Raw genomic sequence first — 23468 nt, forward strand, 5'->3', positions numbered from 1 at the left:
ATGTCCTCGACTTAAAGACCGGCAGCCATGGCTTTGTCGATCAGCCAGTTCAGGTTCGGGCCACGGTCGCTGTTCACTTCCACCGGGCGGCCGGCCAGGCTGCTGTCGAGCGGCTCGTCAGGCTGGATCTGTACGCGAATGTCGGAGGACAGGTCGGCGCTCTTCAGGCTGGTGCTGCTGACGATCTTGCCGGTGCGGGTCTTGTCTTCGCCGGCGATCTGGAAGCTCACCGGAGTGCCTGGACGCACGTCACCGAACTGGCGATAGGAGAAGCGTGCTTCAACGTTGGCCTGGGTGTTGCGCGGCACCAACTGGAAGATCACGTCGCCCTTGCTCGCGTACTGACCGTCAGCCACCAGTTGCTGGGCCACGGTGCAGTCGCACGGCGAGGTCAGGGTGCCGGTCATTTGCTTGCCGAACAGTTCTTCAACCTTGGCCGGGGCCAGTTGGTCTTCGGCCAGATGGCCCTTGAGTACGTCGAGCATGCTGGTGCTGAAGGTCGCCAGCGGTGCGCCTTTGGCGGCAACACCGTCGGACTTGACCAGGCTTTGTACGGTGCCGTCGCGCGGCATGGTGATGTTCATCCCCGGCACGCTGACCAGACCGGCCTGGGCGTGGCTGACGAAGTACATGCCGTATACCGACTTGAAGATGAAACCGGCAGCGACCAGGCCAACGGCGAAAATACCGGCGCTGAAGGTCACGGCTTTCAGGCGGCCGAACGGGGTCATGCCGGTGTCGTTGGTCTTGTTCTTGCGCGCCTTGGTGAAGTTGTCGCGCTGCAGGGTCGCCAGCACTTCGCCGATGCTGACGATGTCGCCGGCCAGGTGCGAAGTGATCAGGTGGCGCAGGGTGGAAATGTCCTGCGGCTCGAGGTTCTGGAACTGGCAGCCGGCGCGGCCGGTGGCGCGATCGAAGGAACGCACCTGCAGTTCAACGTCCATGGCCAGGCCGAGATTGTCGATGACAAATTGCAGACGCGCCTTGTACACCTCGCCGATGGTCAGCGGCATCTGCCCGGCGTTGAACGCCAGACCGCCAGCCGACAGATCGAGGACCCGCGCTTCGAGCGGAGTCCGGTCAGGGCCGAAGAAACGCAGCTTGGCCGGGATTTTCACGCGAGCGTGCTGGCGCTGGGCTTCGGATTCATGCACTACGTTGACGTTGACGGCGGTATTCATAGGGGCGATTTCCTTGTTAATTCAATAGGAGCGGGTCAGACCATCATCAGCAGCACGGCGACAAAAATGCTGCCGGCGGAGAAGGTCATGGTCCGAGACGACCAGGTGTTGAACCAACGTTGAAAGCTGGCGAGATCACGGGTCAGGGATGTGGGCTGGCGAGTCCAGGATTGTTGGTCGAGGCGGAAGAAAACGTAGATCTTCACCAGGGCGCCAACGATCTGGTTGTAATACAGAATCGCCGGGTAAGCAGGGCCGATGCGGTGACCGGAACACGACAGCAACAGCGTCAGGATCAGGCGGGTGATGCCGATCCACAGCAGGTACACGAGGATGAACGCGGTGCCGTACTTGAAGCTGGCGATCAGCGCAACGGTCAGGCCGAACAGCGAAGTCCACATCGATACGCGCTGGTCGAACAGCACCACCGACGTGAACGCGCCCAAGCGGCGGATACCCAGGCCCAGTGCGCGCGAGTTCTGGCGCAGGTTGTTGCCGTACCAGCGGAACATCAGCTTGCGGCTGGCCTTGATGAAGCTCTTTTCCGGCGGATGCTCAACGGTGTTGATCGCGGCGTCCGGCACGTAGAAGGTGTCGTAACCCAGGCGCATCAGGCTGAACCAGCTCGACTTGTCGTCACCGGTCAGGAACTTGAAGCGGCCCAGACGCCAGTGTTGCAGCGAGTCGCTTTCAACGTCGGCGATGAATTCCGGATTGGTCACCACGGAGGCTTTGAATACCGACATCCGCCCGGTCATGGTCAGTACGCGCTTGGACAGGGCCATCGAGCACATGTTGATGTGGCGCTGGGCGAAACGCAGCTTGTGCCATTCGCTCATGATGTAGCCGCCGCGCACTTCGCAAAACTCGTTGGTGGTCAGGCCGCCGACATTGCCGAACAGCTGGAACCACGGCACGGTCTTGCGCACGACGCCTTCGCCGAGCACGGTGTCGCCGTCGATCACGGCCACCACGGCACGGTCGTCCGGCAGGTGACGGGAGATCGCGCGGAAACCGAAGGCCAGACCATCGCGCTTGCCGGTACCGGGGATACGCACGAAGTCGAGCTTGACCCGCTCCGGCGGATTCATCCGCGCCCACAACGCCTTGACCAGCAGCTCGTCGGACATTTCCACGATCGAGCAGACAATGGTGGTCGGCAGTTCGCAGTCGATGGCTTCGCGGATCACCGAGCTGTAGACCTGCGCGGTGGTCAGCGCGTCAATACGAAAGCTGGTGACCATCAGAAACACATGCGACGGGTCGGCCGCTTTACCCAGCTTGCGTACTTTGCGACGCAGGTGCGGGTAAACGATGTAGAGAAAAATCATGCCGCGCACAAAGTGCGTTGCACCCATCGAGTAGCGCCAGATACCTACGGCGCCAATCAGGAAAATGAAGTCCTTCGACTCGGAGTCGAATGTGGACGTGGGCAGCATCAAGGCCAGGCCCATCAGCAGACTGAGATAAAAAAGCCAGCCGGCTGATTGCAGAAAAAAATGTTTGAGCTTGGTCATAACCGTCATCCGAAGGTAAGGGAAGCTGCAAGTTGCAAGCTTCAAGCTGCAAGCCAATCGCGTTGACTTGCAGCTCGACGCTTGTCGCTTGGGGCTGCGTTACCAGCAAATGCCTTCGGTGCGGCTACCGGCGCTGGTGGGCTTGGACATGAAGCCCACCAGGTCGATGACTTGCTTGCCCTGCGGCGCTTCCTGGGCCAGCGAACGGAATTTCTCGTCGCGGTTGCCGAGGATGATCACGTCGGAGTTGTCGATCACCGAGTCGAAGTCGGAGTTGAGCAGGGACGATACGTGCGGAATCTTCGATTCGATGTAGTCCTTGTTCGCACCATGGACACGGGCGTATTCGACGTTGCTGTCGTAGATACTCAGGTCGTAACCCTTGCCGATCAGCATTTCCGCCAGTTCGACCAGCGGGCTTTCGCGCAGGTCATCGGTGCCGGCCTTGAAGCTCAGACCGAGCAGGGCGACTTTGCGTTTTTCATGGCTTTCAACGATGTCGAAAGCGTTCTGCACTTGCGATTCGTTACTGCGCATCAGCGAGTTGAGCAGCGGCGCTTCGACGTCCAGGGAACCGGCGCGGTAGGTCAGCGCACGCACGTCTTTGGGCAGGCACGAACCGCCGAAGGCGAAGCCCGGGCGCATGTAGTACTGGGACAGGTTCAGAGTCTTGTCCTGGCAAACCACTTCCATCACTTCACGACCATCGACGCCGACGGCTTTAGCGATGTTGCCGATCTCGTTGGCGAAGGTCACTTTGGTCGCGTGCCAGACGTTGCAGGTGTACTTGATCATCTCGGCAACGGCGATGTCCTTGCGGATGATCGGTGCGTCGAGTTCTTCGTACAGCGATTGCAGAACGTCGCCCGAGGCGGTATCGAACTCGCCGATAACGGTCATCGGTGGCTGATCGTAGTCAGCGATGGCGGTGGATTCGCGGAGGAATTCCGGGTTGACCGCTACGCCAAAATCGACGCCAGCCTTCTTGCCCGAGCAGTCTTCCAGAATCGGGATGACCACGTTGGCCACGGTGCCTGGCAACACGGTGCTGCGCACGACGATGGTGTGACGGGTGGTTTTTTCACGCAGGACAAAACCGATCTCGCGGCACACGGCCTCGATGTAGTTCAGTTCCAGGTCGCCGTTCTTCTTGCTTGGCGTGCCGACGCAGATCATCGACAGGTCGGTATCACGAATCGCCTCGGCGAAGTTGGTCGTGCCGCGCAGACGACCGGTCTGGATACCCTGCTGCAGCAGTTCGCCCAGGCCTGGTTCTACAATCGGCGATTTGCCGGCGTTAATCATGTCGATCTTGTCTTTGGCAACATCGACGCCAACTACGTCATGGCCCCGTGCAGACAGGCAACCGGCACATACTGCGCCAACGTAACCCAAACCAAATATGCTGATGCGCATCGCAATTACCTCTGTATATATCAGGCCTTAGAAGGCCGGAGTTAATGGTGTTCAGCGGTCACTAGTGCACTCGGAAGTGCGGCTTACAGGCGCCACAATGCCGTGTGCAGGCATACAAAGTTCCGAGTGTCTAATAAGTGCACTCAAGATGTGCGCAACTAGGCCTTGTTGTTATGACTTGCCCTGTTATGCAGCCGATCTTCCGTGCGGGAAGACTCTAGTGCAGTCGTGTAGCCTGCTCGACGTCCGGTAGGGAGCCGGTAAATCAAGCAGTTAGGTGCTCAGGCGAGCACGTTTATAGGGGCGCGGCCTTGGCCTTTGTAGGGGATATTAATGGTGCGTATCTCCTGTCCTTCGATTGTTTTGAGACTCGTTAGTCACTCAGGCAAGTTGCTGTGACAACTTGGTTACATGGCTATCAGCTCTGCGTAAGTTATCTCGTACAAACTCGGTGAGAATCGTTACCGGTGGTATGAGCAACGCATTTGGACATAGTTCCAGCCCGCTCATCGTGCCAGCCGAAATTTTTTGAAATATTGATGAAGATGGCACTGGGTGCAAATTGATAGCACTAACGATTTCGCCCTTTAGTTATCGGGGCGGAACCGGGGCCGATAGTTTTGTGCCACTACGGGTAAAAAATTTAGGTGCCACTACTGAAAAAAAACTTCAGTGTCGAGTGAAACTAAAATTAGAAAATTGAGTGTGGTTTTATTGGCGCCATGAATTTGGCGATATGTCGCGGGGGGATTTTGACTTCGGGCGGACTGCACGACTCCTGAGGAAAAGAGTCGTGCAAAGGGCATGCTTTATTCCGGGGCGTGGTCGCGCAAAAACACCAGATTGTCGGGTTTCGACTGCTCGGCGCTGTAGCGATAACCCTGTACATCGAATTGCTTGAGCTGAGCCGGGTCGTTGATGCGTTCCTGGATCACAAAACGGCTCATCAGGCCGCGCGCTTTCTTCGCGTAGAAACTGATGATCTTGTACTGGCCGTTCTTCTGATCCTTGAACTCGGTATTGATGATCCGCGCCTTCAACGCGCTGCGCTTGACCGCAGAAAAGTATTCGTTGGAAGCAAGGTTGAGCAGTACGTCATCGCCCTGATCGGCCAGCGCTTCATTCAGCCACTCGCTGATGCGCGTGCCCCAGAACGCATACAGATCCTTGCCACGGGCGTTGGCCAGTTTGGTGCCCATTTCCAGGCGATAGGGTTGCATCAGATCCAGTGGGCGCAGCAGGCCATAAAGGCCGGAGAGCATGCGCAGGTGTTTTTGCGCGTAATCGAATTGCGCTTCGCTGAAGGACTGAGCATCCAGGCCGGTGTACACATCGCCCTTGAAGGCAAGCAGCGCCTGTTTGGCGTTGTCCGGGGTGAAGGCGGGTGTCCAACTGCCGAAACGCGCGGCGTTGAGGCCACCGATCTTGTCGGACACGTGCATCAACTCGCTGATCTGCGCCGGACTCAGCTCGCGCAACTGCTGGATCAATTCCTGGGAATGATCGAGGTACTGCGGCTGGGTAAAGCGCTGGGTCGCCGGCGGTGTTTCGTAGTCGAGGGTCTTGGCGGGGGAAATCACCATCAGCATGAAGTCGTCTCCTTTAATCGTGGGGGCGATTCTAGGGGGTTGTTCTTGTTGACTCCAGCTATGGGGGTTATAGGTCGGTGCAAGTGCCGGGATTTGCGACGGTTGGTGGATTTTACCCTCACCCCAGCCCTCTCCCAGAGGGAGAGGGGGCCGATGTTCGCTGGATGCAGTGGTCTAATTTCCCCGGACACCCCGATAGGTGGAAAATACATCTATCGAGGAGTTATTCATGACCAAAAAACGCAGGGCATTCGACGACAGCTTCAAGCTGCAAGTCGTGAAGATGGTCAAGGATCAGGGGCTAACCGTTTCGCAGGTTTGCCAGGATCTGAACATTGGTGAGACAGCCGTTCGACGCTGGCTTCAGCAATACGAGGCAGAGCAATTGGGGCAGGCCGGAATCGGTAAACCATTAACGGCGGAGCAACAGCGCATCCGGCAATTGGAGCAGGAAAATCGGCAGCTCAAAGTGGATAACGACATCCTAAAAAAGGCTACCGCCTTCTTTGCCCGCGAGCTGAAGTAAGGTATCGACTGGTTCGGCAGCTGCAAGAGAAGGCTTACTCAGTGGCACATGTCTGTCGACTACTGAGCATTAGCCGTTCGGGCTTCTATGAGTCTCAGAAGCGGGTTGATGCGCCCGTTCGGCAGAGTTGCCCTGTCGTTGTGCAGCTCAAGGCTTCTTTTGCCGAGAGTGGTGGCTGCTACGGCAGCCGCCCATTGCGCGACGCTTTGCGTGGCAAAGGCTTGTCTGTTGGGCTGTATAAAATCCGCCGTCTGATGCGTGCCAACGGCCTACGCTCGGCATGGAAGCGCAAGTTTGTACACACGACCGATAGCAATCATGACCTGCCGATTGCTGGGAATGTGCTGAACCGAAAATTTGATCCAGCGGCACCAAACAAGGCATGGGTGGCTGACATCACCTACATCCGCACCCGCAGTGGCTGGCTGTACCTGGCCGTGGTATTGGACTTGTTTTCACGCAAGATCGTGGGCTGGTCGATGGCTCCCAACATGCCGGCAGAGCTGGTGTGCACCGCAATGCAGCTGGCCATCGCGCAACGTCAACCACCGCCAGGACTGATTGCCCACTCGGATCGTGGCAGCCAATACGCGAGCGCAACTTACAGAGAGTTATTGGCAAGAAACGACATGCAGCAGAGCATGAGCCGTAAAGGTAATTGCTGGGACAATGCCGTGATGGAGCGCTTCTTCCTGAGTTTGAAAATGGAACGGGTATGGCGACGTGACTACGCGAACCATGCTGAAGCGATCCGCGACATCACCGAGTACATCGTTGGGTTTTACAACAACGAACGGCTGCACTCGAAACTGGGCTATCTGCCACCGACCGTCTATGAGCGGGCGATGGCGTCAAAACCACCTATCGAGGTGTCCGGAATTAGTTGACCACTGCAGGATTCAAATTTGAGTTCGACTCGATAGCTCAGGTAGACGGATATCGAAAGAACCGCTCGGTCAGCTCCCTCTCCCTCTGGGAGAGGGCTGGGGTGAGGGTGACGACCTTGAATCTTGCACATCAGCTATAGTGCCGCGCGGGTTTTGTTATGGAGACATCCCTTTGCGCATTGTTCTTATATTCACCGCGTGGCTGCTGAGCTTCGGCGCCATGGCGGCGCCCGGTGACGCGGCGACGCTGGATCGCACGACCTGGCCGGAGCAGCTCAGCAATCCGACCCTGTTCGACGTCGCGTCGCGGGCGGAAATCCTCATGTTCGCTCGCGGCCTGCTCGGCACCGAGTCCATCGACGAGGCAGCACTGGCCCAGCGCCTGGGCCTGCGCACGGTCAATATCGATGCGGTCAATCAGCTGCGCCAGCGCCTCTGGCAACGCTTGCTCGCCAACTACAACCACGCCCAGCAAAGCTGCGATCAGGACGCCTCGTTCTGCTTCCTCGTCGAAGACCTGCCGACCCTGCGCGAGCAGGCGGCCAAGTTCGTCGTCAGCGACGACAGTTATTACACCAAATGGGCCGAGCCGAGCCGGATCTTCCATTTGCAGTACCTCGACGAGTTGATGCGCAAGGCCGCGCTGTCGCCGCAAACCAGTAACGAATTCGATCGTTTCGGCGACTACGAGCGCAACGGCGACGACATGCACGACCGGCTGTTTCTGCTGACCTTCGACAGCGCCGCCAACGCGCAACCGGACAACACCGACTGGCTGACCGAGTACTTGCGCAAGTCCAATCTGAGCGGGACATTCTTTGTCCTGGGCAAGGATATTCAGGCGCGACTCACCGGCCGTTCGGTCAGCAGCCTGCAGGCGAGTTTCTCCCGGCAGTGCGTGGGCGTGCAGGGCTGGGAGTTCCGCTCCCACAGCCATTGGCAGGACTGGCAGGATTCGGTACGGCGCAGCGCCGATCTGGTGAAAAACAAACTGCCGGAAAACTACGTGCCGCTGTTCCGTCCGCCGGATGGCCAGCGCCGCAGTGACGCGCAAGGTTTTTTCAATAGCCAGGGCCTGCAAGTGGCGCTGTGGGAAATTGATGCTCAGGACGGTGCCGGCAAGCTCAAGGGCCCGGCGAGCGCGCAGCGAGTGTTGACCCTGATGCTGCTGTGGCGTCATGGAGTGATCAATTTCAACATGAAACAGGATGCGGTGAAGACGTCCTTGCCGTGGCTGATCACCCAGACTGCGCAGAGCGGCATTGGCTGGGAAGACTGTCAGGACGCGTTTCGTTGAGAAACGACAAAAAGCCCGGAAACATTGGGCTTGGGGTAATTTTCAGGAAGAATGCGATGCAGGCGGACTTCCGACTTTAGCGGGGTACGGGGAGTCCGCCAAGGGCTTTTCGTCACTCTGCAAAATAAACTTAAAAAAACCGTCAAAGTGCTTTTTTATGTCATCGGTTTTGGAGTATTACGAAGACAGACCGCCGAAACCTGCAACACAGGTGGCGTCTTCCCAGACTCCTATTGTGTGCAGTTCATCCAGGCCCTCGTGGATGAATTCGGCAGTCACCTCGAGGCGCAGCACTGTCAAGGTATTGCGTCGAATGGCTCCCACAAAGGTGACCGAGTATGGATGATCACGGACGCAGCCCTTCCTCCAACCAGCCAATCCTGTATGTACTCGATACCAACGTATTGATTCACGATCCAAATGCCCTGCTGAATTTCGAAGAACACCACGTCGCCATCCCGATGACCGTGCTGGAAGAGCTGGACAAGCTCAAGAGCGGCCATCACAGCGTGGCCGCCGAATGCCGTCAGGCGATCCGCCTGATCGACAAAACCCTGGGCGATGCGTCCCCCGAGGACGTCGAACTGGGTGTGCCGATCCAGCGCGGCAAGGGCGGGCCGAAAGGCTTGCTGTCAATTCTGATGAGCAAGCAGGCCGAGTCGAACCTGATTCTGCCCGAGCATCTGAACGACAACAAAATCATCAACCAACTGATTGATCTGCACACCCGCGATCCGCAGAAACCGGTGGTGCTGGTCACCAAAGACATCAACATGCGCCTCAAGGCGCGCGCCTGTGGCATCGATGCCGAGGACTACAGCACCGACCAGTTGGTCGATGACGTGTCCCTGCTGCCCAACGGCTACCACAACATGACCGGCTCCTTCTGGGACCGCGTGAGCAAGGTCGAAACCCGTCAGGACCACGGCCGCACCTGGCATCAGGTGCAACTGATCGACAACCTGCCGGCCGTGCACATCAACGAGTTCATCATCGACGAGCAGGGCTTTGTCGGCTGGATCAAGGAAATCCAGGAAGACCGCCTGCTGATCCTCGACCTGCACCAGGAACCGCTGCTGCATCAGGAGGCGTGGGGCCTGAAGCCGCGCGACATCTATCAGAGTCTGGCCCTGTATGCGTTGCTTGACCCGGACATTCATCTGGTCAACCTGTCTGGCGCCGCCGGTTCCGGTAAGACCATTCTGGCGCTGGCCGCTGCGATCGAGCAGACCATGGTCAGCAAACGTTATCGCCGCATCATCGCCACCCGCAGCGTGCAGGGCCTGGACCAGGAAATCGGTTTCCTGCCCGGCACCGAAGCGGAGAAAATGGAGCCTTGGCTGGGCGCCATCACCGACAACCTCGAAGCCTTGCACATGGATGACGAAAACACCCATGGCAGCGTCGACTACATCCTCAGCAAAGTGCCGTTGCAGTTCAAATCGCTCAACTACATTCGTGGTCGCAGCTTCCAGCAGAGCCTGATCCTGATCGACGAATGCCAGAACCTCACGCCGCACCAGATGAAAACCATCATCACCCGTGCCGGTGCCGGTTCCAAAGTGGTGTGCCTGGGCAACCTGGCGCAGATCGACACCCCTTACCTGTCCGCGACCAGCTCCGGGCTGACCTACCTGACCGAACGCTTCAAGGACTTCCCCAACGGTGTGCACATCACCCTGCAAGGGGTGCCTCGCTCGATCCTGGCCGAATACGCCGAATCGCATCTGTAACCCTTCCCACAAGACCGGGCGGCCCTTAAAGCCGCCCGGTTTTTTTATGGATGAATGCATATCTCCTGTGGGAGCGAGCCTGCTCGCGAATGCGGTGTATCAGTCGACATCTATAGTGAATCTGAATCCGCTTTCGCGAGCAGGCTCGCTCCCACAGGGGGCAACGGTGATTTCATAATCAGTGATGCGGATATCTGACCCACAGGTTTACAATCCACGCTCCTGATCAGGAGTAATCCCGTGCTGACTCATCTCGATTCCCAAGGTCGCGCCAACATGGTCGACGTCACTGAAAAAGCCGTGACGTTCCGTGAAGCGACCGCTCAAGCGCTGGTGCGCATGCTCCCTGAAACCCTGCAGATGATCGTCAGTGGCGGCCACCCCAAGGGCGATGTGTTCGCCGTGGCGCGCATCGCCGGGATTCAGGCGGCGAAGAAGACCAGCGATCTGATTCCCCTGTGCCATCCGCTGATGCTGACCGGCGTCAAAGTCGAACTCAGCGCCGAGGGTGAGGACAGCGTGCGCATTGTCGCTCGCTGCAAGCTGTCCGGGCAGACCGGTGTCGAGATGGAAGCGCTGACCGCCGCCAGCGTCGCCGCCCTGACCATTTACGACATGTGCAAAGCCGTGGATCGTGGCATGACCATCGAGAGCGTGCGGCTGCTGGAGAAGGTCGGCGGCAAGAGCGGCCACTTCCAGGCGGAGCAGCCATGAAACTGACCGTGAAGTTTTTTGCCCGTTACCGTGAAGCGTTGGGCGTGGATTCGGTTGCGGTTGAAGGCGATTTCGCCACCGTCGATGACGTTCGCGCACTGTTGGCGCAACGTGATGGCGCCGAAGTGCTGAGCGAGCAGAACCTGATGTGCGCACGTAACGAAGACCTCTGCCAGCTCGACGAGCCGGTGGTCGATGGCGACGAAGTGGCGTTTTTCCCCACCGTGACCGGAGGCTGAACATGGCGATTCGCGTGCAGGCCACGCCGTTCGATCCGGGCGCTGAAGTCAATGCGATGCACGCGGCCAATGTCGGCGTTGGCGCGGTGGTGAGCTTTGTCGGTTACGTGCGCGACTTCAACGACGGTCTCGACGTGGCCGGGATGTTCCTCGAACACTATCCGGGCATGACCGAAAAAGCCCTCGGCAAGATCGCTGTCGAAGCCGAGCAGCGCTGGCCGCTGCTCAAGCTGGAAGTGCTGCACCGCATTGGCGCGCTGGAGCCGGGCGAGCCGATCGTCTTCGTCGGCGCCGCCAGCGCCCACCGCCAGGCCGCTTTCGATGCCTGCGCCTTCGTCATGGACTACCTGAAAACCCGCGCGCCGTTCTGGAAGAAAGAAAACACCAGCGATGGACCACGTTGGGTCGAAGGGCGGGACAGTGATCATGCCGCCGCCGATCGCTGGAAGAAGTAATTCCTGTAGCGCCCTCCAGTCAGTCTTCGCGAGCAGGCTCGCTCCCACATTTGAAATGCGTTCCCCTGTGGGAGCGAGCCTGCTCGCGAAGGCGTCATCTGCGACACCGAAAGTCCTTCCCTTTCTACCCGATTGACGATTTGTACCTGAGAGTCCAGTATGGATTTCCAAGTACAAAAAAGCTTCTGTCTTGCAGCTATCAGCTTGCCGCTTGTAGCTGCTCTTCTTCGCCAAACCAACAACAACCCGCGAGAGAACGAACATGAAGAAACTCCCCCTCATCACCGGCCTTGCCTTCAGCCTGCTGGCCTGTGCCAGCACCTTTGCCGCCGAGACGACCTTGCGCATCGGCATCGAAGCGGCTTACCCACCGTTCGCTTCGAAAACCGACAAAGGTGAAATCGTCGGTTTCGACTACGACATCGGCAATGCCCTGTGTGCGCAGATGAAGGTCAAGTGCGTGTGGGTTGAAGGTGAGTTCGACGGGCTGATTCCTTCGCTGAAAGTGAAGAAGATCGACATGGCGCTGTCGTCGATGACCATCAACGAAGATCGCAAGAAGTCGGTGGATTTCAGCCACAAGTATTACTTCACTTCTTCGCGTCTGGTGATGAAGGAAGGCGCTACGGTGGATGATCAGTACGCCAGCCTCAAAGGCAAGAACGTCGGCGTGCAGCGCGCGACCACCACTGATCGTTACGCCACCGAGGTGTTCGAACCCAAGGGCATCAACGTCAAGCGCTACAGCAACAACGAAGAAATCTACATGGACCTGGCGGCGGGGCGCCTTGATGCGATTTTTGCCGACACCATTCCGCTCAATGACTTCCTGTCGATGCCGCGTGGCAAAGGTTATGCGTTTGTCGGGCCGGAGCTGAAGGATCCGAAGTACGTCGGCGAGGGCGCGGGGATTGCCGTGCGCAAGGGCAACGGTGAACTGGTCAGCCAGTTGAACCGCGCCATCGACGGGATTCGCGCGAATGGCGAGTACCAGAAGATTTCCGAGAAGTATTTCAAAGCTGATATCTACGGCGATTGATCAAGCGCTTTCGCGAGCAGGCTCGCTCCCACAGGGGTAACGCATTCCAAATGTGGGAGCGAGCCTGCTCGCGAAGAGGCCAGCGCTAGCGATGCAAATCTTCAGCCCTTCAGTTCCTTCAAATGCTTGTACACCGTCGCCCGTCCCATGCTCAGCACATTGGCCACGTAGTTCGAAGCGCTCTTGCCCTTGAACGCGCCCTCGGCGTGCAGCGCCAGCACCAGCTCGCGTTTGTGGTCACGGGTCAGCAGATTCAGGCTCAACTGCCGCTCGCGCAACCAGGCGTGGAGGAAGGTGTTGATGCGCTCCTGCCAGTCATCACGGAACAGCGAGTCCGGCTGCGGAATCAGTTTGCTCGGTGACAGGAACAGATCCAGCGCCGCCTTGGCGTTCTCGAACAGCGAGATATTCAGATTGATGCACAGCACCGCCAGCGGACGACTTTCGCTGTCGCGCAGCACAGTGCTCAGGCTGCGAATTTTCTGACCGTCCCAGTTGAGCTTTTCGTACGGGCCGATGTTCCTGTCGCTGACATCCTCGCTGAGCATGTCTTCCAGCGACGAGTCGTCGCCGATTTCGCGCTTGGACAAGTTATTGGCGATGTAGTCGACCTTCTGCGTGCGCAGGTCGTGCAGCACCACCTCGGCGTGGGGAAAGAACAGCGTGGCGATGGCGTCGGCGATGGCGCGGAAGTTATCCAGCGCCGGATCGAATTCGGGGGCAGTCATGACAGTGGAGCTCCAGGCAGCGTCAGCGCCCCTTGTGCCGGGGCGCTGCGAGTGTGCCGCAATCTTTTCGACGAGTCGATGCGATCAAGCCAGTCGGGCCGGGGAGAGCATGGCGCTGTCCAGACCGAATTGATGCAGGTGCTCGGGAAACGGCTCGCCGCGGACCAGCGCCGCGCTGGCCTGGCCCATCGCTGGCGACGTCTGGATGCCGTAACCGCCCTGCGCGGCGACCCAGAACAGCCCCGGAACTTGCGGATCGAAGCCGCTGAGCAGATCACCGTCGGCAACGAAACTGCGCAGGCCTGCCCACGTGCGGGTCGGGCGGCGGATGGTCAGCGTGGTGGCCTCTTCGATCTGATAGATGCCCATTGCAATGTCGAGTTCTTCCGGCTGCACGTCGTGTGGTTCGACCGGATCGGCGTTGGCCGGCGAGCCGAGAAACATGCCGGCGTCGGGCTTCATGTAGAAGGATTCGTCGAGGCTGACCAGCATTGGCCAGTGATGAGTGTCCACGCCTTCCGGGCCGGCAAAGATAAATGCGGCGCGGCGCTTCGGTTGCAGCCCCAGCGGCTGCGCTCCGGCCAGGGCAGCGATCTTCTCGGCCCAGGCACCGGCAGCGTTGATGAGCACCGGTGCGCTGAATGTCTCGCCGTTGGTCTGCACGATCCACAGGCCATCGGCATCGCGGCTCAAGCCGAGCACCTCGCAATCGGTGCGGACTTCGCCGTGATTGCGCCGAATGCCGCGCAGGTAGCCTTGATGCAGCGCGTCGGTGTCGATGTCGCAGGCCGATGGATCGTAGATCGCACCGTGGACTTTTTCCCGGCGCAGGATCGGCAGGCGCGCGCAGGCTTCGTCGGCGCTGAGCAGTTGCATCTGCGGCACGGTGGCTTTGGCGCTGAGGTATTGGTTGTTCAGTTCGGCGGGATCACCGATGAAGTCGACGGTCATTTCGCCGCGTGGGGTCAGCAGCGGGTGCTCGCAGAAGCCGCTTGGAGGGCTGTCGAAAAACGCGCGGCTGGCCTGAGTCAGTGCGCGGACCTGTGCGGTGCCGTAGGCGGCGGTGTACAGCGCGGCGGAGCGACCGGTGGAGTGATAGCCCGGATGGGTTTCACGCTCGAGCACGATCACTTTGCCGTGCGGCGCCAGCCAGAACCCGGTAGAAGCGCCGGCAATCCCGCCGCCGATGATGATGAAATCTGCGTGGCTCATGTAGGTCTCCAGTGGGTACGCAATATCAAGGCGTTCGCTAGTCCCTTGTGGGAGCGAGCCTGCTCGCGAAAGCGGTGTATCAATCGACATCTTCGGTGAATGTCAGACCGCATTCGCGAGCAGGCTCGCTCCCACAGGGATTTTTGGCGTTAATGGGTTAAGTGATAAACCGCATTGGCGAGGGCAATGTCTTCCAGGCCCAAGCCGATTGAACGGAAGAACACGTGACGGTCGTAACCCGGGCGCTGCACTTTTTCGCTGAGCAAGTCGGCGAGGTCGCCGACAATCGAATCCTTGTCCCAGCCATGCTGTTCGGCGGCAATCAGCATCTCACCTGCCGAACCGGGCGTGGTCAGACGATAGTCGCAGAACACCTGCATGTCGTTGAGGCTTTGCGGCGGTACTTCATGAGCGCGCGGGGCGTTGGTGCTGATCGAGGTGATCAGCGCCGGTTTGTGCAGTTGCGCCGGATCAATCACCGGCCCGGCCGACGAGGTGCAGAGCATGATCACGTCAGCATCGGAGATGGCGGTCTCGCGGCTGTCGGCAATCTTCAGTGACGGCGCGATGGACTTCAACACAGTCTGTGTTTCCACATCTTCCAGCAGCGATGGCGAATACAGGCTGATGCTCTGCCAGTCGCGCAGCGCCTTGGCGTAATGCAGATGCGCCTGAGCGACCTTGCCACTGCCTATGATTGCCAGTCGCTGGGCGTCCAACGGCGCGAGGGCGTCGACCGCCACTGCCGTGGTCGCGGCGGTGCGCGCGATGGTCAGTTCGCCGGCATCACAGAGCAGCAGCGGCTGGCCGGTTTTCATCGACATCAACAATGTCCATGCCGTCACCAGCGCACCCTGCTCACGGACGATGTACGGTGAAGTCTTCACTCCGTACACGCCATCCTCGGCCAGCACGCCCAGATAATTGATGAAGTCGCCGGCGCTTTTGGGGAATTCGACCAATTGCTGCGCCGGCTGTACGGCGTTACCGGCCGCCAGATCGCGGAACAGCTTGCGCAGGATTTGCGGAACATCGATACGCGCCAATAGCTCATGGGCCTGGGCTTGATCGATCACATAAGGCGTACTGGACATTTCGCGCTCCGAAACTAAACTTATTTTTCCATTATGGACTTTTAGTTCTGGCTAGCAACCATCGAGCATAAAAAAAGCGCAGTCCGTTTCCGGCTGCGCTTTCTCATATAGCGGAGCTTACTGCGGACGCTTTCGCTCAACCGCACGCAGCAGATGCGTCGGCGGGGTTTCGCAGCTGATCTTGCGACCAAGTTTTTCTTCGATGGACGGCAACTGGTAGGAGTCGTCCTCGCCGGCAAAGCTGATCGACACACCGTCAGCGCCGGCACGACCGGTACGGCCAATGCGGTGCACGTAGTCGTCCGGCACTTCCGGCAGGGTGAAGTTGATCACGTGGCTGATGCCGTCGATGTGGATGCCGCGACCGGCGACATCGGTGGCCACCAGCACGCGAATCTTGCCTTCGCGGAAGCCTTCCAGAGTCTTGATGCGCTTGTGCTGCGGTACGTCACCGGACAGTTGCGCAGCGTTCACACCGTCGCGCACCAGACGTTCTTCGATGCGGCGCACTTCGTCCTTGCGGTTGGCGAACACCATCACGCGCTCCCAACCGTTGTCGTTGATCAGGTTGAAGAGCAGCTTGTACTTGTCGGCACCGGCCACGGCGTAGATGTGTTGCTCGACGTTGTCGCTGGCGACGTTGAGTGATTCGATCTCGACAATGGACGGGTCGGTGGTCCATTGCTTGGCCAGATTCATCACGTCTTCGGTGAAGGTCGCGGAGAACAGCAAAGTCTGGCGTTCGGACTTCGGCGGGGTCTGGCGAATGATCTGCCGCACTTGCGGGATGAAACCCATGTCGAGCATGCGGTCGGCTTCGTCCAGCACCATCACTTCGACCATGTCCAAATGCACGTCGCCGCGCTGGTTGAAGTCGAGCAGGCGCCCCGGTGTTGCAACGAGAATGTCGCAGTGGCGCGCTTCGAGGTGTTTGAGCTGTTTGTCGAAGTCCATGCCACCGACGAAGGTCATTACGTTGAGGCCGGTGTACTTGGTCAGGTCAGCGGCGTCCTTGGCGATCTGCACCACCAGCTCGCGGGTCGGCGCGATGATCAGTGCGCGCGGTTCGCCCATGTAGCGCTCTTTCGGCGGCGGCGTCTGCAGCAACTGGGTGATGATCGAGATCAGGAACGCGGCGGTCTTGCCGGTGCCGGTCTGCGCGCGGCCAATGGCGTCTTTGCCGGCGAGGGTGAAACCCAGCACCTGCGCCTGGATCGGCGTGCAGTACGGAAAGCCCAGGTCCTGGATGGCGTGCATCAGTTCCGGGGCAAGGTTGAAATCGTGAAAGCGGGTTTTGCCTTCCTGCGGCTCGACGACGAAGTCTTCGAGTTTCCATGGAATGACCGGTGCCTTGGGCTTCGGTTCGCGACGTGGCCTGGCCGGTTTCGGCGCTTCGCTGGGTGCAGGCTCTACGGCAATTGGCGCTGGCGCAGCGGGTATTTCTTCTGGCTTCGGTGCGGCTGCGGGAGCGGGGCGGTCGGCCTGCGGGGCATCGGTGTGATGACCGGGGGCGTGCGACGGCGCACTGGGAACTGGCGCGAGCTGCTCAGCCTCGCTTTTACCGAACATCTTCTTGAGTGCTTTGAGCACGGTCATCTCATCAGTTGGTTAAGGAATGTACGCCGGCCAGTGTAATGCAAGAATCGGGCGCGGCGTAGTAGGAGGGATCAATGGGCGGACATTGCTCGCGAATCAGCGCAGGCGTTCGCTCAGCCAGACGCCGACGTCGCGAATCTCTTCAGGTAACACTTCGTGCTCCATTGGGTATTCCTGCCATGTCACGGTGACACCATGCTTCTTCAGATGCTCGTAAGCGCTGCGACCCATCGAGTTCTGCACCACACCATCGAACTGCCCGTGCAGACACAGCACCGGAATACGCTGCTGACTGGCGGATAACTCCAGTTCGTCGCTGAATGTCGGTGCGTACGTCGACAACGCCAGCACCCCGCCCAACGGTCCCTGCCATTTCAGAAAAGCGGTGTGCAGCACCACTGCGCCGCCTTGGGAGAACCCGGCAAGAAAAATCCGCGAGGCGTCTATTCCGCTGGCGCGCTCGTTTTCGATCAGTTCGATGATGCGCTCTGCCGACGCTTGCAGCTGGTCACGGTCGATCGCCCGCGCTGGACTCATGGCCTTGATGTCGTACCAGCTGGGCATGGCATATCCGCCATTTATCGTCACTGGACGGGTCGGTGCCTGCGGCAGCACAAAGCGTGTGCTCAACAGACTTTCCTGCAACGCCTCGGCCACCGGCAGGAAGTCGTAACGGTCGGCGCCGAGGCCGTGCAGCCAGATCACGCAGGCATCCGCGGGCTTAACAGGCTGAAGAATCAAGGGCTCGGTCATGTCTGCTCCAAAAATGTGCGGGCGCTCTCATTGAGTGCGTGATTGAAGTGCGCGCCCGGTTGATCCGTTAACAAGATGTCGCAAGGTTACAAGTTTAGCTATTGACGTGTCGCGCAATCACTTCGGCAAGCGGTGTGGTACGGCGTTTGCTATGGAGGTTTCCGTACGAAGCGTCCTACGCGTGGCGGTAACACTATCAGTCTACGTCGCGCGATGGGACAGCAACGAATCCGGTGATGGATGTTCGCCAATGGCCGCAACGGGCTTAGCGAACGTGAAAGGGCTACAGCCCGTTCGGCCGATTGGTGAGAAGTGAGTGATCCATGATGTGGATTTTCTCCTACTAGACTCATAGCGAAGGTCCTACGTCGGTTGACCCCAAAAAAAGCCAACACGGGTCAACAACGCCTCAAAAGGGTGCGACAGGACTCAAGCTCCGACACAACAAGAGCAAAACTGGAGGTTTGAATGAAGATGTTGAAATCCACTCTGGCGGTCGTGAGTGCTGCAGCAGTACTCGGCGTCAGCGGGTTCGCTCAGGCGGGTGCAACCCTGGATGCGGTACAGAAAAAAGGTTTCGTGCAGTGTGGCGTGAGCGACGGTCTGCCGGGCTTCTCGGTACCGGATGCGACCGGCAAGATCCTCGGCATCGACGCCGACGTCTGCCGCGCTGTGGCCGCAGCCGTTTTCGGCGACGCCAACAAGGTCAAGTTCAGCCAGTTGAACGCCAAGGAGCGCTTCACCGCGCTGCAATCCGGCGAGATCGACATCCTGTCGCGCAACACCACCATGACCAGTTCCCGTGACGCGGGCATGGGCCTGAAATTCCCGGGCTTCATTACCTACTACGACGGCATCGGCTTTTTGGTGAACAACAAGCTGGGCGTGAAAAGTGCCAAAGAGCTCGACGGCGCGACCATCTGCATCCAGGCCGGTACCACCACCGAACTGAACGTTTCCGACTACTTCCGTGGCAACGGTCTGAAATACACCCCGATCACCTTCGACACCTCCGATGAAAGCGCCAAGTCGCTGGAATCCGGTCGTTGCGACGTGCTGACCTCCGACAAGTCCCAGCTGTTCGCCCAGCGCAGCAAGCTGGCTTCGCCGAAGGACTACGTGGTGTTGCCGGAAACTATTTCCAAAGAACCACTGGGCCCGGTCGTACGTAACGGCGACGACGAGTGGCTGGCGATCGTGCGTTGGGTCGGCTACGCGCTGCTCAATGCCGAAGAAGCCGGCATCACTTCGAAGAACGTCGAAGCTGAAGCCAAGTCCACCAAGAACCCGGACGTGGCCCGTATGCTCGGCGCTGACGGCGAGTACGGCAAAGACCTGAAGCTGCCGAAAGACTGGGTTGTGCAGATCGTCAAGCAGGTCGGCAACTACGGCGAAATCTTCGAGAAAAACCTCGGCAAGAGCACTCCGCTGGAAATCGACCGTGGCCTGAACGCCCTGTGGAACAACGGCGGCATTCAGTACGCACCACCAGTGCGCTAATGGTTCTGTCGCCCGGCGGGCCAACCGCCGGGTGATGTTCTTGTTCCATTTCTTCCGGGGCACTTCATGCAAAATTCAATCGGCGCACCAAAGCAGAGGCTCAGCCTCAGCGATCCACGAGTGCGTGCGTGGCTATTCCAGATCATCACGGTTGTGGCGGTGGTCTCGCTTGGCTGGTACCTGTTCGACAATACGCAAACCAACCTTCAGCACCGGGGCATCACCTCCGGTTTCAGCTTTCTGGAGCGCAGTGCCGGATTCGGCATCGCTCAAACCCTGATCGACTACACCGAAGCGGACAGTTACGCGCGGGTGTTTGTCATCGGCCTGCTCAACACCCTGTTGGTGACCTTTATCGGCGTGATCCTGGCGACGATTCTCGGTTTCATCGTCGGCGTGGCGCGGCTGTCGCAGAACTGGATCATCGCCAAACTGGCGACGGTGTATGTGGAAGTATTCCGCAACATTCCGCCGCTGCTGCAGATCCTGTTCTGGTACTTCGCGGTGTTCCTGACCATGCCGGGGCCGCGTAACAGCCACAACTTCGGTGACACCTTCTTCGTCAGCAGCCGTGGCCTGAACATGCCGGCCGCACTCGCTGCCGACGGCTTCTGGGCGTTCGTGATCAGCATCGTCCTGGCCTTTGTCGGCATCGTGCTGATGTGCCGCTGGGCCAACAAGCGCTTCGAAGAAACCGGCGTACCGTTCCACAAGTTCTGGACCGGCCTGGCAATTGCGCTGGTGATCCCGACCCTGTGCGCGCTGATCTTCGGCGCTCCGCTGCACTGGGAAATGCCCGAGCTCAAGGGCTTCAACTTTGTCGGTGGCTGGGTGCTGATCCCGGAACTGCTGGCATTGACCCTGGCGCTCACCGTGTACACCGCAGCGTTCATCGCCGAGATCGTACGTTCCGGGATCAAGTCGGTCAGCCACGGCCAGACCGAAGCAGCGCGTTCGCTTGGCCTGCGCAACGGCCCGACCCTGCGCAAGGTGATCATTCCGCAAGCCCTGCGCGTGATCATTCCGCCGCTGACCAGCCAATACCTGAACCTTGCGAAGAACTCCTCGCTGGCCGCCGGTATCGGTTACCCGGAAATGGTTTCGCTGTTCGCCGGCACCGTGCTCAACCAGACCGGGCAGGCTATCGAAGTGATTGCCATCACCATGAGCGTGTACCTGGCGATCAGTATCAGCATTTCCCTGCTGATGAACTGGTACAACAAGCGCATTGCGCTGATCGAGCGGTAAGGAAAAGCGCATGAGTACTCATACTTTCAAACCCGACATGCCCCCACCCAACAGCAGCATCGGCGTGGTGGCGTGGATGCGCGCGAACATGTTCTCCAGCTGGCTCAACACCCTGCTGACGCTGTTTGCGTTCTACCTGATCTACCTGGTCGTGCCACCGATCCTCAGTTGGGCGATCGTCGATGCCAACTGGGTCGGCACCACCCGCGCCGACTGCACCAAGGAAGGCGCCTGCTGGGTGTTCATTCAGCAGCGTTTCGGCCAGTTCATGTACGGCTACTACCCGACCGAACTGCGCTGGCGCGTCGACCTGACCGTGTGGCTGGCGGTCATTGGCGCAGCACCGCTGTTCATCTCGCGCATGCCGCGTAAAGCGGTGTACGGCCTGAGCTTCCTGGTGCTGTACCCGATCATCGCCTTCATCTTATTGCACGGCGGTTTCGGTCTGACCACCGTGCCGACCAGCCAGTGGGGCGGCCTGATGCTGACCCTGGTGATCGCCACCGTCGGCATCGCCGGAGCATTGCCGCTGGGCATCGTGCTGGCGCTGGGACGGCGCTCCAATATGCCGGCGATTCGTGTGGTCTGCGTGACCTTCATCGAGTTCTGGCGCGGCGTGCCGTTGATTACAGTGTTGTTCATGTCCTCGGTGATGCTGCCGCTGTTCCTGCCCGAAGGCATGAACTTCGACAAGCTGCTGCGGGCGCTGATCGGCGTGATCCTGTTCCAGTCGGCCTACGTCGCCGAAGTGGTGCGCGGTGGTCTGCAAGCGATTCCCAAAGGGCAGTACGAAGCGGCTGCGGCGATGGGCCTCGGTTACTGGCGTTCGATGGGCCTGGTGATTCTGCCGCAAGCTCTGAAGCTGGTGATTCCCGGCATCGTCAACACGTTCATTGCGCTGTTCAAGGACACCAGCCTGGTGATCATCATCGGCCTCTTTGACCTGCTCAACAGTGTCAAGCAAGCCGCCGCCGACCCGAAATGGCTGGGCATGGCCACCGAAGGCTACGTGTTCGCCGCCCTGGTGTTCTGGATTTTCTGTTTTGGTATGTCGCGCTATTCCATGCATCTGGAACGCAAGCTCGACACTGGCCACAAGCGTTAGGAGTTCTCTGTAAATGAGCGAAGCAATCAAAAAGCCTGTGGGTCCGGAAGGCATCATCCAGATGCAGGGCGTGAACAAGTGGTACGGCCAGTTCCACGTACTCAAGGACATCAACCTCAACGTCAAGCAGGGCGAGCGCATCGTCCTGTGCGGCCCGTCGGGTTCCGGTAAATCGACCACGATCCGTTGCCTGAATCGTCTGGAAGAACACCAGCAGGGGCGCATCGTCGTCGATGGCGTGGAACTGACCAACGACCTCAAGCAAATCGAAGCGATCCGCCGCGAAGTCGGCATGGTGTTCCAGCACTTCAACCTGTTCCCGCACCTGACCATCCTGCAGAACTGCACCCTGGCGCCGATGTGGGTGCGCAAGATGCCCAAGCGCAAGGCCGAAGAAATCGCCATGCATTACCTGGAACGCGTACGCATTCCGGAGCAGGCGCACAAGTATCCGGGGCAACTGTCCGGCGGCCAGCAACAGCGTGTGGCGATCGCCCGCGCCCTGTGCATGAAGCCGAAAATCATGCTGTTCGACGAGCCGACTTCAGCGCTCGATCCGGAAATGGTGAAAGAGGTTCTCGACACCATGATCGGTCTGGCCGAAGACGGCATGACCATGCTCTGCGTGACCCACGAAATGGGCTTCGCCCGCACCGTGGCCAACCGCGTGATCTTCATGGACAAGGGCGAAATCGTTGAACAGGCGGCGCCGAACGACTTCTTTGATAATCCGCAGAATGATCGGACCAAGTTGTTCTTGAGTCAGATTTTGCATTGATGCCAGTCAGGCACTGAAAAAAACCCGGACTCAGTTCCGGGTTTGTTTTATCTGGGCTCATCTGGCCAGAACAGGTTCCGGCTCCGGGTAACGAGTTTCCAGAAGCTGTTTGAGACCGTCGTCTGTGTGAAGTGCCTGAATTTCCTCTAGCAGATCGGGATGACGATCCAGAAGCCGCATCAGTGTGAACAACGGCTGCGGCGGAGCCAGTTCGCCGCGTTCATATCGTGAAAACGCATTATGCCCACCTCCTGACAGCCACTTCACCGCACTTCTTTGAGTGAGATGGAGCTTTCGGCGTATACGCTTCATTTCGGTACCGATCAGCCCAAGTACGTCTTCGAGTAATTGATCGCCGGCATCTACGTAGCGCTCGGCACTGTCGGTACCACTGTCAAAAATGATTTCGCCACAGACCCTGCACTCCCAGCCGGCGAGAAGGTGTACGGGCCGCGAAAACTGTTTGTAATTGACGTCGAGACTGCGATCTTGAAAGTGGTGCATTGCGTGTTCGGTGCCGCAACTCAGGCATTGCCTCTTGCTCATGTGTTTTTCTCCTTGAAGGAGATCACCGGAGAACCACCGCTGGTGCAGTAGGTCACTTTGATGTAGATCTCCCGATTTCGAAACGATACGTGATAGACGTCGTGCCAGTTCCGATGGTTGGAATAAGAGGTCATGGATTTGTAGAGCATCCGCCGCTCAAGCGTTGCCACAACCTGCATCATCACTTTCCAGGACATGCCCATGTCCCGACCTGTCTCAAGTGCATAACGTGTAAAGGCTTCTTTGCCTCGTCTAATTACTTCGGCCTTCACGACTGCCAAGTCGTAATGGGGTGTGTTCTTTTCCATAAGAAGC

22 protein-coding genes are annotated in these 23468 nt (G+C 58.9%); 11 read left to right on the plus strand and 11 right to left on the minus strand.

The features are described 5' to 3' along the window. Window positions 1-11: 11 nt before the first annotated feature. From HU724_RS05660 to yaaA, 4 genes are all read right to left on the minus strand, one after another. Entirely contained in the window at window positions 12-1181 is a 1170-nt protein-coding gene (locus HU724_RS05660; RefSeq protein WP_024011680.1) for an alginate biosynthesis protein Alg44, read from the minus strand. Window positions 1182-1216: 35 nt separating this feature from the next. Beyond that, window positions 1217-2698, minus strand: a complete 1482-nt coding sequence (gene alg8 / locus HU724_RS05665) for a mannuronan synthase (RefSeq protein ID WP_186568170.1) — start codon at window positions 2696-2698, stop codon at window positions 1217-1219. 99 nt (window positions 2699-2797) lie between these two features. Next, on the minus strand, window positions 2798-4114 hold the full coding sequence (locus HU724_RS05670) for a nucleotide sugar dehydrogenase (RefSeq protein ID WP_130900379.1): 1317 nt from the start codon (window positions 4112-4114) through the stop codon (window positions 2798-2800). 809 nt (window positions 4115-4923) lie between these two features. After that, entirely contained in the window at window positions 4924-5703 is a 780-nt protein-coding gene (gene yaaA / locus HU724_RS05675) for a peroxide stress protein YaaA (protein ID WP_186568172.1), read from the minus strand. A gap of 229 nt (window positions 5704-5932) precedes the next feature. Here yaaA and HU724_RS05680 point away from each other — a divergent pair. From HU724_RS05680 to HU724_RS05710, 7 genes are all read left to right on the plus strand, one after another. After that, window positions 5933-7116 (plus strand): IS3 family transposase gene (locus tag HU724_RS05680; protein WP_217847178.1). Its coding sequence is split into 2 segments (ribosomal slippage): window positions 5933-6197 and window positions 6197-7116, totalling 1185 coding nucleotides; the frame shifts between segments, so codons are not numbered across the junction. 220 nt (window positions 7117-7336) lie between these two features. Further along, window positions 7337-8413: a polysaccharide deacetylase family protein gene (locus HU724_RS05685; protein ID WP_437180356.1), complete on the plus strand. Its 1077-nt coding sequence runs from the start codon at window positions 7337-7339 to the stop codon at window positions 8411-8413. 338 nt (window positions 8414-8751) lie between these two features. Then, window positions 8752-10146 carry a PhoH family protein gene (locus HU724_RS05690; protein ID WP_024011685.1) on the plus strand — a complete coding sequence of 465 codons (1395 nt, stop codon included), beginning with the start codon at window positions 8752-8754 and terminating at the stop codon, window positions 10144-10146. Between the two features lie 240 nt (window positions 10147-10386). Next, window positions 10387-10860: a cyclic pyranopterin monophosphate synthase MoaC gene (gene moaC, locus HU724_RS05695; RefSeq protein WP_008080206.1), complete on the plus strand. Its 474-nt coding sequence runs from the start codon at window positions 10387-10389 to the stop codon at window positions 10858-10860. Beyond that, a complete protein-coding gene (locus tag HU724_RS05700) occupies window positions 10857-11099 on the plus strand; it encodes a MoaD/ThiS family protein (protein WP_016771591.1) in 243 nt (80 codons plus the stop codon). Before moaC ends, HU724_RS05700 begins: the two co-directional genes overlap by 4 nt. A gap of 2 nt (window positions 11100-11101) precedes the next feature. Next, a complete protein-coding gene (moaE, locus tag HU724_RS05705; protein ID WP_016771590.1) occupies window positions 11102-11554 on the plus strand; it encodes a molybdopterin synthase catalytic subunit MoaE in 453 nt (150 codons plus the stop codon). 262 nt (window positions 11555-11816) lie between these two features. After that, window positions 11817-12593, plus strand: coding sequence for an ABC transporter substrate-binding protein (locus HU724_RS05710; RefSeq protein ID WP_186569403.1), 777 nt, complete (start codon window positions 11817-11819; stop codon window positions 12591-12593). 101 nt (window positions 12594-12694) lie between these two features. Here the strand turns inward: HU724_RS05710 and HU724_RS05715 are convergent, their stop codons facing one another. From HU724_RS05715 to HU724_RS05735, 5 genes are all read right to left on the minus strand, one after another. Further along, window positions 12695-13321, minus strand: a complete 627-nt coding sequence (locus tag HU724_RS05715) for a helix-turn-helix transcriptional regulator (protein WP_186569404.1) — start codon at window positions 13319-13321, stop codon at window positions 12695-12697. Window positions 13322-13405: 84 nt separating this feature from the next. Further along, the gene (locus HU724_RS05720) at window positions 13406-14533 is read right to left on the minus strand and encodes an NAD(P)/FAD-dependent oxidoreductase (RefSeq protein ID WP_186569405.1); all 1128 of its coding nucleotides are present in this window, start codon (window positions 14531-14533) and stop codon (window positions 13406-13408) included. A gap of 149 nt (window positions 14534-14682) precedes the next feature. After that, window positions 14683-15627, minus strand: a complete 945-nt coding sequence (locus HU724_RS05725) for an ornithine cyclodeaminase family protein (protein ID WP_186569406.1) — start codon at window positions 15625-15627, stop codon at window positions 14683-14685. A gap of 117 nt (window positions 15628-15744) precedes the next feature. Continuing rightward, complete coding sequence (gene rhlB / locus HU724_RS05730) at window positions 15745-17223, minus strand: ATP-dependent RNA helicase RhlB (RefSeq protein ID WP_186569407.1); 1479 nt, start codon at window positions 17221-17223, stop codon at window positions 15745-15747. 96 nt (window positions 17224-17319) lie between these two features. Further along, a complete protein-coding gene (locus HU724_RS05735) occupies window positions 17320-17976 on the minus strand; it encodes an alpha/beta hydrolase (protein ID WP_186569408.1) in 657 nt (218 codons plus the stop codon). 468 nt (window positions 17977-18444) lie between these two features. Here HU724_RS05735 and HU724_RS05740 point away from each other — a divergent pair, with 468 nt between their 5' ends. The 4 genes from HU724_RS05740 to HU724_RS05755 all read left to right on the plus strand — a co-directional run bounded on the left by HU724_RS05740 (window position 18445) and on the right by HU724_RS05755 (window position 22607). Beyond that, window positions 18445-19476: an amino acid ABC transporter substrate-binding protein gene (locus HU724_RS05740; protein ID WP_186569409.1), complete on the plus strand. Its 1032-nt coding sequence runs from the start codon at window positions 18445-18447 to the stop codon at window positions 19474-19476. Window positions 19477-19542: 66 nt separating this feature from the next. After that, window positions 19543-20724, plus strand: coding sequence for an amino acid ABC transporter permease (locus tag HU724_RS05745; RefSeq protein WP_186569410.1), 1182 nt, complete (start codon window positions 19543-19545; stop codon window positions 20722-20724). A 10-nt stretch (window positions 20725-20734) separates the two neighbouring features. After that, entirely contained in the window at window positions 20735-21829 is a 1095-nt protein-coding gene (locus HU724_RS05750) for an amino acid ABC transporter permease (protein WP_186569411.1), read from the plus strand. Between the two features lie 13 nt (window positions 21830-21842). Then, window positions 21843-22607, plus strand: coding sequence for an amino acid ABC transporter ATP-binding protein (locus HU724_RS05755; RefSeq protein ID WP_016771581.1), 765 nt, complete (start codon window positions 21843-21845; stop codon window positions 22605-22607). Window positions 22608-22664: 57 nt separating this feature from the next. Here HU724_RS05755 and HU724_RS05760 read toward each other — a convergent pair whose 3' ends face one another. Together HU724_RS05760 and HU724_RS05765 are read right to left on the minus strand one after the other, a co-directional pair. Beyond that, window positions 22665-23153 carry a type II toxin-antitoxin system MqsA family antitoxin gene (locus tag HU724_RS05760; RefSeq protein WP_186569412.1) on the minus strand — a complete coding sequence of 163 codons (489 nt, stop codon included), beginning with the start codon at window positions 23151-23153 and terminating at the stop codon, window positions 22665-22667. Further along, on the minus strand, window positions 23150-23461 hold the full coding sequence (locus HU724_RS05765; protein ID WP_071174464.1) for a type II toxin-antitoxin system MqsR family toxin: 312 nt from the start codon (window positions 23459-23461) through the stop codon (window positions 23150-23152). Before HU724_RS05765 ends, HU724_RS05760 begins: the two co-directional genes overlap by 4 nt. Window positions 23462-23468 lie beyond the last annotated feature (7 nt).

This window comes from Pseudomonas iranensis, from assembly GCF_014268585.2.
In the GTDB taxonomy this organism is placed as follows: domain Bacteria; phylum Pseudomonadota; class Gammaproteobacteria; order Pseudomonadales; family Pseudomonadaceae; genus Aquipseudomonas; species Aquipseudomonas iranensis.

Excerpts from the sequence above, each read along its gene's own strand:
- HU724_RS05685 (WP_437180356.1), top strand. The coding sequence starts at position 7,337 with ATGGCGGCGCCCGGTGACGCGGCGACGCTGGATCGCACGACCTGGCCG.
- HU724_RS05715 (WP_186569404.1), bottom strand. The coding sequence starts at position 13,321 with ATGACTGCCCCCGAATTCGATCCGGCGCTGGATAACTTCCGCGCCATC.
- HU724_RS05740 (WP_186569409.1), top strand. The coding sequence starts at position 18,445 with ATGAAGATGTTGAAATCCACTCTGGCGGTCGTGAGTGCTGCAGCAGTA.
- HU724_RS05725 (WP_186569406.1), bottom strand. The coding sequence starts at position 15,627 with ATGTCCAGTACGCCTTATGTGATCGATCAAGCCCAGGCCCATGAGCTA.
- yaaA (WP_186568172.1), bottom strand. The coding sequence starts at position 5,703 with ATGCTGATGGTGATTTCCCCCGCCAAGACCCTCGACTACGAAACACCG.
- HU724_RS05755 (WP_016771581.1), top strand. The coding sequence starts at position 21,843 with ATGAGCGAAGCAATCAAAAAGCCTGTGGGTCCGGAAGGCATCATCCAG.
- HU724_RS05660 (WP_024011680.1), bottom strand. The coding sequence starts at position 1,181 with ATGAATACCGCCGTCAACGTCAACGTAGTGCATGAATCCGAAGCCCAG.
- HU724_RS05670 (WP_130900379.1), bottom strand. The coding sequence starts at position 4,114 with ATGCGCATCAGCATATTTGGTTTGGGTTACGTTGGCGCAGTATGTGCC.
- HU724_RS05710 (WP_186569403.1), top strand. The coding sequence starts at position 11,817 with ATGAAGAAACTCCCCCTCATCACCGGCCTTGCCTTCAGCCTGCTGGCC.
- HU724_RS05735 (WP_186569408.1), bottom strand. The coding sequence starts at position 17,976 with ATGACCGAGCCCTTGATTCTTCAGCCTGTTAAGCCCGCGGATGCCTGC.
- rhlB (WP_186569407.1), bottom strand. The coding sequence starts at position 17,223 with ATGACCGTGCTCAAAGCACTCAAGAAGATGTTCGGTAAAAGCGAGGCT.
- HU724_RS05760 (WP_186569412.1), bottom strand. The coding sequence starts at position 23,153 with ATGAGCAAGAGGCAATGCCTGAGTTGCGGCACCGAACACGCAATGCAC.
- moaE (WP_016771590.1), top strand. The coding sequence starts at position 11,102 with ATGGCGATTCGCGTGCAGGCCACGCCGTTCGATCCGGGCGCTGAAGTC.
- HU724_RS05700 (WP_016771591.1), top strand. The coding sequence starts at position 10,857 with ATGAAACTGACCGTGAAGTTTTTTGCCCGTTACCGTGAAGCGTTGGGC.
- alg8 (WP_186568170.1), bottom strand. The coding sequence starts at position 2,698 with ATGACCAAGCTCAAACATTTTTTTCTGCAATCAGCCGGCTGGCTTTTT.
- HU724_RS05750 (WP_186569411.1), top strand. The coding sequence starts at position 20,735 with ATGAGTACTCATACTTTCAAACCCGACATGCCCCCACCCAACAGCAGC.
- HU724_RS05690 (WP_024011685.1), top strand. The coding sequence starts at position 8,752 with ATGGATGATCACGGACGCAGCCCTTCCTCCAACCAGCCAATCCTGTAT.
- HU724_RS05745 (WP_186569410.1), top strand. The coding sequence starts at position 19,543 with ATGCAAAATTCAATCGGCGCACCAAAGCAGAGGCTCAGCCTCAGCGAT.
- HU724_RS05765 (WP_071174464.1), bottom strand. The coding sequence starts at position 23,461 with ATGGAAAAGAACACACCCCATTACGACTTGGCAGTCGTGAAGGCCGAA.
- HU724_RS05720 (WP_186569405.1), bottom strand. The coding sequence starts at position 14,533 with ATGAGCCACGCAGATTTCATCATCATCGGCGGCGGGATTGCCGGCGCT.